The organism is Streptomyces fuscigenes (assembly GCF_021556455.1).
Classification (GTDB): Bacteria; Actinomycetota; Actinomycetes; order Streptomycetales; family Streptomycetaceae; genus Streptomyces; species Streptomyces fuscigenes.
In genome coordinates this window covers 1-13,415 of the sequence record NZ_JAKGCV010000121.1, presented here as the reverse complement: position 1 = coordinate 13,415, position 13,415 = coordinate 1, and the positions used below count along the sequence as shown (strand labels likewise).

Here is a 13,415-nt window from a genome sequence, read left to right as displayed (position 1 = left end):
CCACGGCGGCGGGAGCGGGGGCCGCCGCGCCGGGGCCCGGCCGCGCGGCGGGAGCCGGCGTACCCGCGTCAGAACGACCAGGGGGCCGTCGGCAGCGCCGTCCCGCGCTCCAGGAAGGACTTCAGGTTCGACAGCACCGCGGGCCAGCCCCGGGCCACGCCCGCACGCTCCGCCTCGTCGGCGAGGTCCTCGTGCGTCACGGTGAGCCGCACGATCCCCTCGTGCTCCTCGATCGCGAACGTGACGCGCGAGGGCGCCCGGCCCTCCGCCGCGTCCGGCGGGGCCCAGGTGGTCACCAGGCGGGCCGGGGGACGGGACTCCACCACCGTCCCGACGGCGTCGCTGATGCCGGAGCCGTCCGTCCGCTCGTGCCGCCAGGCGGATCCCTCGCTCCAGTCCGACACATTGCCGTGGCCCCAGTAACGCGCCGTCAGGTCCTCGTCCGTGAGCGCCCGCCACACCTGCTCGGCCGTGCTCTCGATGTAGACGACGTAGACGAACGCCGGCCGGGCGCCCGCGTCGTCACCGGCGCGTCCTCCGTCCCCCGCGCCCTCCCTGTCCGTGCCGTCCTGTGCGTTCATCGCGTCCTCCGCCTTCTGCTTGATCGTGGCGAGCGCCCGGAGCCTGGGTTCCTCGAACCGGCCGATCCAGCGCGTCCGCATCTCGTACAGCGGCACCGGATTGAGGTGGTGCAGCTTCTCGCGCCCCCGGCGCACGGTGCTCACGAGGTTCGCCGCCTCCAGCACCGCCAGGTGCTGGGCGACCGCCTGCCGCGTCATGTCGAGCCCGGCGCACAGCTCGCCCAGCGAGCGGCCGCCCTCCTGCCGCAGCAGGTCGAGCAGGAAGCGGCGCGTCGGATCGGCGAGCGCCCTGAACACCGGATCCATGTCGGTACTCACACCCTCATCATGCAAGCATTTACTTGCATGTCAATCCGCGGGTGCGTCCCGGCCCCTTGCGCCGCAGGTCCGGCGGCACCGGCCGGACGGGGGCGGACACGGCTTTCCCCGCACAGGTTGTTCCGCCATACTTCCGGCCGTGGAGCAGCGCAGCGATACGAACATCAAGCCCGTAGCGGTAGGCGCCGGTGTGGACCCGGCCTCCGTGCCCGGCCTCGTGCCCCTTCGCGCCCCCGAGGCCGAGGAGACGCGGACCGGGTCGTCCTCCTCGCCCGAACCGGGCCGCGCGGGCGAGCCCGCCGGCCGGAGCGGATCCCCGGACGGGGCGGCCGCGGACCCGGACGGAGCCCGGACGCCGAAGCCCGGAGCCGCCTCCGGCGCGGACTCCGAGGAGCGGACCGCCGCCGAGGACACGGCCGCGGACCGGGACGGCGGGGACACACCCGGGTCCGATGCCGCCGAGGCTCACGGGGCGGCCGACGCGGACGACGCGGACGACGCGGACGGTCCCGGCGACGGCCCGGCCCTCGACGCGTCCGACCGCAGGGCGTCGATCACGGCCGGGCGCCGTGGTGTGCGGTTCACCCTCGACGACCAGGAAGCCGACTTCCGCTGGGACGAGATCGGCGCGGTCGAGGTGGCCGTGCCGCGCTTCGGCAAGCGCCTCGGTGTGGTCGTGCACACGCACCTGGGCCGGTCGTACGAGGCCGACGCCGAGGCCCCAAGCCGCGCCGTGCTCAAGGAGTGGAGCGCGCGGCTCGACGCCGTGCTGGACGCCTACTTCGAAGACGACGGCACGGGAAGCGACACGGCCGACGGCCCGAACGGCTCCCCCGAGTCCGACGGCCCGAACGGCTCCGACAGCTCGGACGACGGCAGCGGCAGTGGCGGCGGGAGCGGCACCGGCAGCGGTGCCGAGGGAAGCAAGGACTGAGGGAAGCAAGGACGAAGGGCCCCCGGCCCGGGCCCGGGCCCGGCCGGCGGATCCCGGCGCCCGGCCTCGCCTCCGGCCCCGGCTCGTACGAACGCCTGCCCGGCCCCGGCCGGGCCGCGTGCGGGGGCACCCCTCCGGGCGCCCGTGCGGGTGTGGGCGCGCGCGTGGTCAGGTTCGTGAGCGGGCGTCCTCGATCACCATGTCCACGAAGGCGAGCGCGTCCGCCCTGCGCCGCGGCGGCACCGGGTAGTGCGACCGGCCGTCGCCGCCCCGCCGGGCCCGCAGCGCCTCGTCCACGATCCGGTGCCAGCGGGGGCCGAACTCCTTGCGGGCGTACTCTCCCGCCTCCGTCTTCGACACCGCCTCGCCGGTGGCGAGGGCCCGGTGCGCCCGGCTGATCCCGAGCACACCCCACGCCGGGGCCTCGGACCCGAGCAGCGCGAGCCCCTCCGAGCTGAACGGCCGGGAGCCGCGCTCCCACCACGGACGCCAGTAGCGCTCCAGGCTGTCGCGCGCCCAATCGGCCAGCTCCTGCGGGGCGGTGTCCACGGTGAGGTCCCGCGCCTCCGGCCCGCGCATCGTCACACCGTGCCGCGAGAGCACCTGCCACGTCGCGGGCTGCCTGCCGTGGGTCACGCCGGACAGCACACCGCCGCGGTGCGCGTACGGGCCGGGCCGGGCCGCGGACGGGTCGGCTGCGAGCTCGTCCCACGTGACGTAGGGGCCCTCGAAGAAGGGCCTGCGCACGTGTGCGGCGAGGCGGGCGTGCACCTGCTGGAGCGCGGCGGTCTCCCCCGCCGACGCGGGGACCGCGGACACCGCGACGAAGTCGACGTCCCCCCGGCGCCGCAGGAAGTCGTCCAGAGCCACCGAGCCCGTCAGGTAGAGCCCCTGGACGAGGCCGGGGACCGCGGCGTCGGTCAGGGTGAGGTACGCGCCGACGACCTCGCGAACGAGCGGATCCACAGTCACACCGCAAGCCTGCCATCCGGCGCCCGGGCGGAGAAGGGCGCACGGTGGCACAACGGCCCGCGCCCCGTGTGCGCGGGGGCCGCGCACGGCGGGAAACGGGGTGTGGCGGCGTGGGCGCCGGGGGCGCATGGTCGGCGGGCCGGCCCACCACGGCGTGCGAGCCGGTGCCTCACGTCCTTCGAGGGCTTCCGGTCACGCCTTGCGCGAGGGCCGCGTACGACGTCCGGTCACGCCTTGCGCGCCAGGGCCGCGTACATCGACACCGACTCGTCCGAGGTGCCCGGCACGGTGTTGCCGTCCGGGTGCCAGTTGTGCGGCGTCACGAGGCCGGGCGCCACCATGTCCAGACCCTCGAAGAACGCCGCGACCTCGTCGCGGGAGCGCAGCTGGAGCGGAATGCCGCCCCGGTGGTAGACCTCCGCGACACCGGCCCACATCTCCGGTGCGAAGTCCGCGGTGCAGTGGGATATCGCGAGGTAGCTGCCGGGCGCGAGCTGGTCCAGGAGGTAACGCACGATCTCGTACGGCTTGTTCTCGTCCGGCACGAAGTGCAGCAGCGCGTTCAACGACAGGCCCACCGGCTGCTTCAGGTCGATCGTCTCGTGCAACTCGGCGCTGTCCATGATGGATTCGGGTTGCCGGGCGTCCGCCTGGATGTAGGTCGTGCGGCCCTCGGGGGTGCTGCGCATCAGCGCCTCCGCGTGCCGCAGCACGACCGGGTCGTAATCGGCGTACACGACACGCGAGTCGGCTGCGGCCTCCTGCGCGACCTGGTGCAGGTTGGGGCGGGTCGGGATGCCCGTGCCTATGTCGAGGAACTGGCGGATGCCGGCCTCGGACGCCAGGTAGCGCGTGGCGCGGTGCATGAACGAACGGTTCACACGGGCGGTGGTCTTGATGGTCGGGAAGACCTCGAGGACCTTGTTCCCGGCGATCTCGTCCGCCTCGTAGTAGTCCTTCCCCTGGAGGTAGAAGTCGTACATGCGCGCCGGATGCGGCTTGCTGGTGTCGATGTCGTCGAGCGACGACTGGTCGAGGTCGGTCATCCTGTCCGTCCGTATGCTCGGTGGTGCCCGGTGGTTCGCCTGCGGCCGCCGCCTAGAGCAGGAAGTCGGCGAGGCCATTCTTCGCGCCTTCGACGAAGCGCGCCATGGCATCGTCCGAACAAATCAGAGCGGGACCGGTCGGATCCGTCGACTGGCGGACCGCCACCCGCCCTTCCCCGAGCTGCTTGGCCTCGACACAACTCCCGCCGTTCGGACCGCTCCAGGGCTTCTCCCAGCCGTCGGCACCCAGCTCGTCGGCCGGCATGCCGTTGTAGATGTCCTGCATCTAGAGCTCCTTGCGTATGTTCTCGAGGAAGGCCCGCGTCTCGTGCACCGAGGCGGCGCGCGCCGACAGGTTGTCGAGCACTTCGAGGTAGGCGGAGCTGTCCGGGCGCCGGTCCAGGTAGACCGCGCCGGTCAGGTTCTCCGTGTAGACGATGTCCGGGAGTTCCGTGAGGTCGAAGCGGAACAGGTGGAACGGGCCGAACGCCCCCAGGTGCGGCCCGATCTCGAACGGCATCAGCTGCAGCGTCACGTTCGGCAGGGCCGTCGCCTCCAGCAGGTGGTCCACCTGGGCCCGCATCACGTCGGGCGAGGTGCCGACGGGCCGCCGCAGCACGCCCTCCTCCATGAGGATCCAGAGCATCGGCGCGTCGGACTTCGTCAGGAGCTGCTGGCGCTTGACCCGCAGGGCCACCCGCCGGTCGAGTTCCGCCGCGGTGGCGTGGACGCCGGCACCCAGGACCCCGCGGGCATACTCCTCGGTCTGCAACAGCCCCGGCACGTAGTGCGGTTCGTAGGTCCTGATCAGGCTGGCCTCGTCCTCCAGGCTCACGTACGCGCTGAACCAGCCGGGCAGGGCGTCGCGGTAACGGTGCCACCAGCCGGGCCTGTTGGCGGCCTTGACCAGGTCCGTGAACTGTTCGGCCTCGGCCCCGCGCACCCCGTACAGGCCCAGCAGCAGGCGCACGTACGGCAGTTTCAGGCCGACCTCGGAGTTCTCGATGCGGCGGATCGTCAGCGGGGTCACGTCGAGCAGGCCCGCCGCCGCCTCACGGGTGACGCCCGCACGCTCGCGGAGCGCCAGCAGGCGCTTGCCCAGCACGATGCGCAGCACGGTCGGCGACGTGCCGCCGCCGGCGGAACCCGAGACTCCCGGCATTCCCAGCCGGACTTCACTCACCACACCGTCACCACCTGACGCCTCCTCACCCGGATGAGTCTGACAGGTGCTCCGTGCGCCGATCCAGAGCGTCGAGGAGCATTCTGAAATTATCAGACAGTCGGTTGCGGCGTGAGCGAGTCAGCGCGCATAGTGAGCGCGTGGCTCGTATCAAGGAACATGTGGCACAGCAGCAACGCGCCGCACGCCCGGTCGAGTTGTCGTCCCCGGGCGAGTGGACGGACACCCGACCGCGCACCCGCACGCACGCCCTCCCCCGGCAGCCGGCCTCGGTCGCCGCCGCCCGGCACCGGGTCCGCGGCGAACTGCGCGACAGCGACCTGCCGAGCGAGCTGTGCGACCTGGCGGAGCTCGTCGTGTCGGAGCTGGTCACCAACGCGGTCTTACGCACGGAGAGTTCGGTGGTGCGGTGCACGGCCCGCGTCTTCGCGCGCGGCGTCCGCGTGGAGGTGACGGACGACGGGCCGCCGCCCGGCACGATGCAGACCGGCAACGGGATGTTCCTGGTCGACAGGATCGCCCGGGCCTGGGGATCGGAACCGGATCGCGGTTCGGGCCGTCGCACGGTCTGGGCGAGCGTGTGCCTCCCGGACGCGGCGTCCGGGATCGGCCGACAGTGAGGGACGGAGGCGGGCGGTGCCGGCAATGGTGGCGTACGGGCGGTGGGCCGGACGGCCGGAGGCGCGCCATGTGTGAGGGCCCCGGAGCGCGCGGTGCCCGGCCCGGGGTGCCGCACCGAGGCGCCGGTGCGGACGCCGCACCAGGAGGCACGGGCCGCGCGCCGCGGGCCGGCGCCGGAACCCGGGCCTCCGGCGGCGCGCGTCCGGCGGACGCTCCCCGCTCCCCCGGCGACGCGGAGTCCCCGTCCGCCGGGGACGGCCTCGTAGGACCCGGCGGGCCCGACGGCGCTGCCGGTGGCGCCGGACCCGACGAGTTCGCCGGGCTCGCCCGCGAACTCCTGGACCGGGTCGCGCAGGACCACGCCCTGACGGTGCAGGCGCAGCGCCTTCCGGGAGCCCACATGCTCAGACGCCTGACCCGGTGCCGCGACGCGAACGCCGCCGCCCTGCGCGAGATCGTCGAGGAGCACGGCTGGCCCACGGCGGCACTGGTCGGGGGCGAGGCGTCCACGGCGGCCCTCATGATCCTGCTGCACGCCGACGACCTGGCGCTCCAGCTGACGGCCCGCGACCTGATCGACGACGCCGTCGCGCAGGGGCAGTGCCCGCCGATCCACGCGGCCTACGCGAGCGACCACTGCGCCGTCGAACTGGGCCGCCCCCAGCGCTACGGCACGCGCTTCACCCCGCTCGGGCGGCCGTTCCCGGTGGCGGACCCGGACGGGCTCGACGCCCGCCGGGTGTCGGTGGGTCTGCGCACGATGGCCGCCGAGCAGCAGGCCCTGGAGAAGATCCGGCTGCGCCACCTGAACCGCGCCTCGGCCTGAGACCGCCCGCCCGGCCCGTTTCCCGGCGCCACCGCGACGCTTGAGGCAGCCGGGGGCCGGCGGAATGCACCGGCTCCGCCGGGTCCGCGCGGCGGGCAGCGGGAAGCGCGCTGCGGGGCGATCGCCCTCCCCGCACCAGGGTGCGGGCAGCCCCGTGCCGGGCAGGGCCGGGGCCGGGCCGCCACCCTCGGCGGCCCGGCGTCAGGACACGATGTCCTTGCGGGCGAAGCCGCGGAACGCCAGCGCGAACAGCACCAGCGCGTACGCGACGGACACCGCCGAGCCCTTCAGCATGCCGGACCACTCCAGCTGCGGCTGGAGGGCGTCGATCCAGGCGAACTGCCAGTGCGCGGGCAGGAACTGCCGCCAGTCCCCGAGGGCCGTCACGGCGTCGAGCACGTTGCCGATGATGGTCAGGCCCACGGCTCCCCCCACCGCGCCCAGCGGCGCGTCCGTCCTGGTGGACAGCCAGAACGCCAGGCCGGCCGTGACGAGTTGGGAGACGAGGACGAACGCCACGACCAGTGCCAGGCGCGGCAGCGCCTGGCCGACGGGCAGCGATCCGCCCGTGGGCAGCTCCAGCGGACCCCAGCCGTAGGCGGCCGTACCGACCGCCAGCGCCACGAGCGGCAGCAGCACGATGGCCGCGGCGCTCATCCACAGCGCCACGACGAGCTTGGCGGCCAGGAGCCGGCCGCGCGGCACCGGCGCGGCGAGGAGGTACCGCAGCGACGACCAGCTCGCCTCCGAGGCGACGGTGTCCCCGCAGAACAGCGCGACCGGCACGACGAGCAGGAACCCGGCCGACACGAACAGCGACGTCGCGGCGAAGTTCGCGCCCGACGCGGTCGCCGTGTCCATCAGCGTCACGCGACCGCTCGCCCCACCCGGTGCCCCGCCGATGGCGAACGCGGCGGCGAGGACGAACGGCAGCAGCCCGAGCACCAGACCCATCACGAGCGTCCTGCGCCGCTTCAACTGCCGTACCGACTCCACGGCGACGGGCAGGGTGCGCCGGGCCCGGTAACCAGGCGCGTGCTCGGTGAGCGCGGTCATGCGATGCCTCCTGTGACGGCGGACTCGGTCCTCCCGGCGGCGTGGCCGCCGGGAGCAGCGGCCTCGCCCCCGTCGGAGATGAGGGTGAGGAAGGCGTCCTCCAGGCGCCGGTGGGGCCCGACGCCGGTGAGCCGCACGTCGAGCCGCAGCAGCTCCGCGAGCAGCGCGTTCGTCGTGGCTCCGCCGAGGCGTACGAGCAGGCCCCCGTCGGCGCGCACGGCGGACGCCACGCCCGGGAGGGCGGCGACCTCGGCGACGGCGGCCGGGGACATCTCCTCCTCGGTGCCCACGAGCAGCGTGTCCCCGGACCCGGTGATCTCCGCGACGGGACCGGCCTGGACGAGCTGCCCGCGGTGCATCACGACCAGGTGCGTGCAGGACTGCTCGACCTCGGCCAGCAGGTGGCTGGAGACGATCACGGTGCGCCCGTCCGCCGCGTACCTGATCATCACGTCCCGCATCTCGCGGATCTGGGGCGGGTCCAGTCCGTTCGTCGGTTCGTCGAGGATGAGCAGGTCCGGGAGGCCGAGCATGGCCTGCGCGATCGCCAGCCGCTGGCGCATGCCCTGGGAGTACGTGCGCACGGCGCGCTCCAGCGCGTCCCCGAGGCCGGCGATCTCCAGGGCCTCCTCGATGTGCGCGTCCTTCGCGGGGCGGCCGGTGGCGCGCCAGTACAGCTCCAGGTTGGCCCGGCCCGTGAGGTGCGGCAGGAAGCCCGCGCCCTCCACGAACGACCCGACCCGCGACAGCACCGGCGCGCCGGGCCGCACCGCGTGGCCGAAGATCCGGATCTCGCCCGCGTCGGGCGCGATGAGCCCCATGAGCATGCGCAGGGTGGTGGTCTTGCCCGCGCCGTTCGGGCCGAGCAGGCCGAGCACCTGGCCCCGCTCGACCCGGTACGAGAGGTCCCGTACGGCGTAGCGGTCCGCGGACTTCGCGTAGCGCTTCGTGAGGCCGGTGATCCTGAGCGGCACGCCGGCCAGGTCCGCGTCCGGCGGCGGGGCCGCGCCCCGCCGACTGGCCGTCGCCAGGAGGGCCGCGGCGACGGCCAGGCCGGCGAGGGGGAGCCCCCACACCCACCACGGCAGGCCGGGGGCCCCGGTGGTGAGCGCGGCGTCGGTGGGCACCGAGAGGCCGCCGCCTGTGAGGGAGACGCGGTACGCGGCCGGGGCCGGCGGCGAGGAGTATCCGAGGTCCGTCGCCGCGAACACCACCCTGAGCCGGTGCCCGGCGGCGATCTGGTGGTCGATCGCGGGCATCGTGACCTCGACCGTCCTGCCGGTGCGGGCGCCCTCGACCCTGATCGGCGCGACCAGTTGCCCGGGCAGGACCTGCGAGCCGCCCGGCCCGACGTCGTAGACCTTGCCGAACAGGACGGCGCGGCCCGTGGACGAGGACACGCGCACGCGCAGCGTGGGCGAGCCCGTGACGCGGAGCGCGTGCGCGAGGGGCCGGGAGACGAACTGGGCGTACTGGCCGGGGAAGTCGAAGGAGAGTCCGAGGCCGGCCGCGGCCAGCCCGCTCGCCACGCCCCCGCCGCCCGCCCCGGAGTCGCCGGCGCCCCCGGAACCGCTGTCGCCGCCCGCATCGGATGCGGCGTCACCGCCACTGCCGCCGCCCGCCCCCGACGCGAAGGCGCCGAGCCCGCCGAGTCCCGGTACCGCCGAGATCGACGGCGGGCTGCCGCCCGGGGGGTTGGCGAACGTCTGCGCGCTCCCGGTGAGCGGCACCCGCACGGGATCGCCCTCCAGGCCCGGATAGCGGCCGGCGGCCGCGCCGCGCAGCTCGGCGGTTCCGTCCGTGGAGTCGATGCCGCCCGTGCGGCTGACGCGGAAGGCCGGGCCGGTGGCCGTGGACCCGTCGTGCTTCAGGTAGCGGCCGAACCAGTCGGCGACGCGGGCCTGCACGCGGCCGCTCTCCTGGTCCCCGCCGTCGTGGCCGCCGGCCGTCCAGTCGACAGCGACCGGCGCGCCGTTGTGCCCGATCGCCTTCGCCATGGCGTCGGCCTGGCCGAGCGGGAAGAGCGAATCCGTCTGGCCCTGCACGATCAGCGCGGGCACGTCGATGCGGTCGGCCACGGCCGAGGGGCTGCGCTGCTCCAGCAGCGCGCGGTCGGCGGCGGTCGGCGTCCCGGAGACGGCCACGCGGTCGTACAGCTCGCACAGGCTCGCCTCGAAGCGGTGGCACCCGCCGCCGGTGGAGAAGAAGACGCCCGCCCACAGCTTCTTGAAGACGCCGCCCGGCATCAGTGCGTCCGCCAGGTTCCAGTACGTGATCTCCGGTGCGATCGCGTCGACCCGTTTGTCGTATCCCGCCGCGAGCAGCGAGACCGCGCCGCCGTAGGACGCGCCCGTCACCCCGACGCGGGGATCGCCCGGCCCGTCGAGCAGCACCTGCGGCCGCCGGGCCAGCCAGTCGATCAGCCGGGAGACGTCCTTGACCTCGTACGCCGGGTCGTTGAGCCCGATCTCGCCCGTCGACCTGCCGAAGCCGCGCGACGACCACGTCAGCACCGCGTACCCGTCGCGCGCGAGCGCCTCCGCCTGCCCCCGCACGTCGTCCTTGCTGCCGCCGAACCCGTGCGCCAGCAGCACGGCGGGCCGCCGGCCGCCGGATCCGCCGCCCGAGTCCGCGACGAAGTACGACGTGTCGATGCGCGCGCCGGGCATGTCCATGAACTGGTCCGTGCGGTGCACCGCGGGCGCACCGCCGCCCGACGCCGCGACCGCCGTCCACGTCCCGGCGCCGGCCAGCACGACGAGCACGGCCAGCAGCGCGGCCCAGCGCGCGTGCGGCCGCCCGAGGCGCCGCGGGATTCGGATCTCCATGCCCCGAACTCTAAGCGCGACCACTGACAGTGACGACGGGTCACCCGCCGGAGGCCCTCCCCACCCGTTCGCCGTCCCCGGCTCGTCGCCCCGCCCGCTCGCCCTCCCTCCTCGCCGCCCCCGCCGTTCGCCGTCCCGCACGCTCGCCGTGGGCGGCCTGCTCCACCCCGGTGCCCGCCCGCCTTCCACGGGCCGCGCCTCCCGCTCCCCGGGCGCGATCCCGAGGACCCTGGCAGCGCTCGGCACGGCTGCCCCGGGCCCGGTCGGGGCACCCGCGGCCGGCGGGCGGCCGGCGCCCCCGGGCCCACCGCACGGAAGAAGCACGCGAGCAGCACGGAAGAGGTGTCCCTTGCCGATCGGTCCCACCCTCCGCACCGCGACCACGACGGCCGAACTCGTCGCCGCGCAATATCTGTTCGACGGGTCCGTGACCGAGGCGCGGGCCCGCAGGTTCCTGGCCGCCGAGGGGCATCTGATGCTGCTGGCGTATCTCGACGCGGCCGGCGCCGACGCCCCGGTCGGCTTCGTGACCGGCATCGAGATGTCCCACCCGGACAAGGGCACGGAGATGGCGCTGTACGAGCTGGAGGTCGCCGAGCCGCACCGCCGCCGGGGCATCGGTCGGGCCCTGACGCGCGCCCTGGCCGAGGTGGCCCGGGAACGCGGCTGCTACGGCATGTGGGTCGGCGCGGACGCGGACAACGCGGCCGCCCTCGCCACGTACCGGTCGGCCGGGGCCGCCGGCCAGGGATCGGCCGCCGTCCTCGTGTGGACGTTCGGCGGGGAGTGAAACGGAGGGGGGAACGGAGGCGGGAACGGGGGCCGCGGCCGGCCCCGCCCGCCAGCTCCCTACGAGCCGCGTCCCTGAGGCCTCGTCCGTGAGCGCCTCGTCCCTGGGCACCTCGTCCGTCAGCACCTCGTCCGTGACGCCTCCGGGGCAGCGCGGTACGCGGGCCCCGCCCGCGGCCCTCATCGCCCCCGATGAGGGCCCGTTCGCGAGGTGCCGCCCGCGCTCACCGACGTGAACGGCAGCCACTGCACCGGTGCCGGACCGGCGGAGGGCGTCGGCGCCGCGCGGTTCAGGGTGCGGACGTCCGCGAGCCGGCGGTCGGTCAGGGCCACGGCGTAGACGCGGACCTCGTCGAGGGCTCCGGCGAGATGTCTCCTGCCGTCGGCGGAGCGCCCGGCGTGCACGCCGAACGGGGAGGTCTCGGCGACCGAGCCGGGGGCACCGGGGGCTTCCGCCGACCGGCCGTCCACCGTGAGGACGAGGCTGCCGCCCGTGCGGCGCAGCGCGACGAAGTGCCACTCCCCGTCCGCGTAGGGCCCGTCGAGCGCGACCGTCGCGAAGGTGACGGGCAGCGCCCCTCGCTGGGCCGCCACGGTCGCCACGATCCGCCCACCTCCCCCCTCCGCGCCGCCGGCCCCCGCCTCCGCACGACCGCCGTGCCCCTCCGCGCCGCCGCCCGGCCCGCCGGGATCGCCAGGACCGCGTGGCGCACGAGGCGCGGCCGGTGCTGCCGATGGGGCGGGTGCGGCCGATGGGGCGGGCGGCTCCACGGTGAGCGTCACCTGCGGCTGGTGGAGTCCGATGCCGCCCGCCGAGAACAGCGGCTGGGGCCCCCGGGCCGTCGACGCCGTCCGCATCCACAGGCAGACCGTGAAGTCCCTGTCCCCGAGGAGCAGTCGCCGCCCGTAGGGCAGGCGCACGCCGTCGTCGGCGCCGTCCAGCGCGAGGGCGCGGCCGAAGGGCCCCCTGGTCGTGCGCGCCCCGCCCAGCACGTACGCGTCGGGGGCGCCCGGGGCCAGGTCGGGCGTACGGGCGTACGGGGCGGGCCGGCCGCCGAGCCATGCGTCGGTGAAGCGGGCGAAGCGGATCTCGTCGGTGGCGCTCACCGCTCCCGCCTCGTACAGCAGCCCCGTCGCGGCGTCCGGCAGGCGGACGAGGTCCGAGTACCCGGACCAGTCGGTCGTCACGACCCGCCCCTGGTCCGCGTCCTGCCAGGTCCGGCCGTCGTCGTAGGAGGCGCGGATCTCCATCGTGCGCCGGCGGTCGGGATCCGCGGGCGACGCGAGGAGGAGCCGGCCGGGAACGCGCAGCAGGGAGCCTTCGACGCCCGGCGCGTACAGGTCGGGCACGGCGGTGAAGGGGCGCGTGAAGCTGTCGCCGCCGTCGGTGCTGACGGCGTAGTCGCGCGTGCCGAGGTCGGTCCCGGACTCCTCGCGGCCTCCGGCGTAGAGGGACCCGTCCGGGAGCTGGACCAGGGCGAGTTCGGACGGCTTCTGCCGGTATGTGCCGTCCGCGGGCGACACCGGGCGACGGTCGCGGGCCCCGATGTGCCAGGTCGCCCCGTGGTCGTCGCTGACGACGAGGGCCGCGTGGTTGGCCGTGGTGCGGCCGTCGGCGTAGCTCTCCGCGTTGACACCGATGACGAGTCGGCCCGCGTGCGGCCCCTTCTCCAACTGGATCCCGTGGTTGGGTCCGGTGGCGTACCAGGAGTTCCAGGCGGGGTCCCGGGCGGCGGGGAGGTCCACGGGCGTCGACCAGGTCGCACCGTCGTCGTCGCTGTACTGCAGGTGCGGCGTGCGCTCGCAGGGCGTGGGGCAGGGCACGCCGCCGGTGGTGGCGGCGTTGTACGTGGTGGCGAGCAGGACGCGGCCCGTCCCGCGGTCGACGACCGGTTCCGGGTTGCCGTGCGTCGCGCCTCCCCCGGCATCGACGATCCGGATCGGGGTCCACGTCCTGCCGCCGTCGAACGACCGCCGCAGCACCACGTCGATGTCGGCGGCGTCGCCGCAGGTGGTCCTGCGCCCCTCGGCGAACGCCAGCAGCGTGCCGGCGGGCGTCCGGACGAGGGACGGGATGCGGAAGCAGGCATAGCGGGTGTCGGTGCGCGCGGTGAACAGCACGCCTTGCGTGAGGCCGGGCGTCGCGCTGGTGGGGGCGCCCGGCGTGCCGGGCGTCGCGGTCGTGGGCGCGCTCCCCGTGCCGGGCGTCGCGGCCGCGCCCGGCGCCGCTTCATCGTCCGTGGCGGACCGCGTGGGCCCGG

At 75.2% G+C, this 13,415-nt stretch carries 12 protein-coding genes; 4 read left to right on the top strand and 8 right to left on the bottom strand.

Annotation, left to right across the window (positions count from 1 at the left end):
* Positions 1-68 precede the first annotated feature (68 nt).
* Positions 69-887 carry an ArsR/SmtB family transcription factor gene (locus tag L1885_RS12835; protein WP_235797204.1) on the bottom strand — a complete coding sequence of 273 codons (819 nt, stop codon included), beginning with the start codon at positions 885-887 and terminating at the stop codon, positions 69-71.
* Between the two features lie 151 nt (positions 888-1,038).
* Between L1885_RS12835 and L1885_RS12830 the strand changes: the two genes are divergently transcribed.
* Complete coding sequence (locus L1885_RS12830) at positions 1,039-1,833, top strand: hypothetical protein (protein WP_235797202.1); 795 nt, start codon at positions 1,039-1,041, stop codon at positions 1,831-1,833.
* A 168-nt stretch (positions 1,834-2,001) separates the two neighbouring features.
* Here L1885_RS12830 and L1885_RS29170 read toward each other — a convergent pair whose 3' ends face one another.
* From L1885_RS29170 to L1885_RS12810, 4 genes are all read right to left on the bottom strand, one after another.
* Positions 2,002-2,805: an aminoglycoside adenylyltransferase domain-containing protein gene (locus L1885_RS29170; RefSeq protein WP_235797201.1), complete on the bottom strand. Its 804-nt coding sequence runs from the start codon at positions 2,803-2,805 to the stop codon at positions 2,002-2,004.
* Between the two features lie 227 nt (positions 2,806-3,032).
* Positions 3,033-3,851, bottom strand: coding sequence for an SAM-dependent methyltransferase (locus tag L1885_RS12820; RefSeq protein WP_235797200.1), 819 nt, complete (start codon positions 3,849-3,851; stop codon positions 3,033-3,035).
* Between the two features lie 52 nt (positions 3,852-3,903).
* Entirely contained in the window at positions 3,904-4,137 is a 234-nt protein-coding gene (locus tag L1885_RS12815) for a DUF397 domain-containing protein (RefSeq protein WP_235797199.1), read from the bottom strand.
* Complete coding sequence (locus L1885_RS12810; RefSeq protein ID WP_235797203.1) at positions 4,138-5,013, bottom strand: Sco1979 family transcriptional regulator; 876 nt, start codon at positions 5,011-5,013, stop codon at positions 4,138-4,140.
* Between the two features lie 161 nt (positions 5,014-5,174).
* Between L1885_RS12810 and L1885_RS12805 the strand changes: the two genes are divergently transcribed.
* Together L1885_RS12805 and L1885_RS29165 are read left to right on the top strand one after the other, a co-directional pair.
* Complete coding sequence (locus L1885_RS12805) at positions 5,175-5,654, top strand: ATP-binding protein (protein WP_235797198.1); 480 nt, start codon at positions 5,175-5,177, stop codon at positions 5,652-5,654.
* A 68-nt stretch (positions 5,655-5,722) separates the two neighbouring features.
* On the top strand, positions 5,723-6,481 hold the full coding sequence (locus L1885_RS29165) for a DUF6624 domain-containing protein (RefSeq protein ID WP_308117319.1): 759 nt from the start codon (positions 5,723-5,725) through the stop codon (positions 6,479-6,481).
* 201 nt (positions 6,482-6,682) lie between these two features.
* Here the strand turns inward: L1885_RS29165 and L1885_RS12795 are convergent, their stop codons facing one another.
* Together L1885_RS12795 and L1885_RS12790 are read right to left on the bottom strand one after the other, a co-directional pair.
* Positions 6,683-7,537 carry an ABC transporter permease gene (locus L1885_RS12795; RefSeq protein ID WP_235797196.1) on the bottom strand — a complete coding sequence of 285 codons (855 nt, stop codon included), beginning with the start codon at positions 7,535-7,537 and terminating at the stop codon, positions 6,683-6,685.
* Positions 7,534-10,365: an alpha/beta fold hydrolase gene (locus L1885_RS12790; protein ID WP_235797195.1), complete on the bottom strand. Its 2,832-nt coding sequence runs from the start codon at positions 10,363-10,365 to the stop codon at positions 7,534-7,536. The genes L1885_RS12795 and L1885_RS12790 overlap by 4 nt, the downstream gene beginning before the upstream one ends.
* A gap of 349 nt (positions 10,366-10,714) precedes the next feature.
* On the opposite strand from L1885_RS12790, the gene L1885_RS12785 reads away from it, so the two are divergent.
* Positions 10,715-11,155: a GNAT family N-acetyltransferase gene (locus L1885_RS12785; RefSeq protein ID WP_235797194.1), complete on the top strand. Its 441-nt coding sequence runs from the start codon at positions 10,715-10,717 to the stop codon at positions 11,153-11,155.
* Positions 11,156-11,334: 179 nt separating this feature from the next.
* Here the strand turns inward: L1885_RS12785 and L1885_RS12780 are convergent.
* The coding region (locus tag L1885_RS12780) for an exo-alpha-sialidase (RefSeq protein ID WP_235797193.1) at positions 11,335-13,415 on the bottom strand (2,081 nt) is incomplete at its 5' end.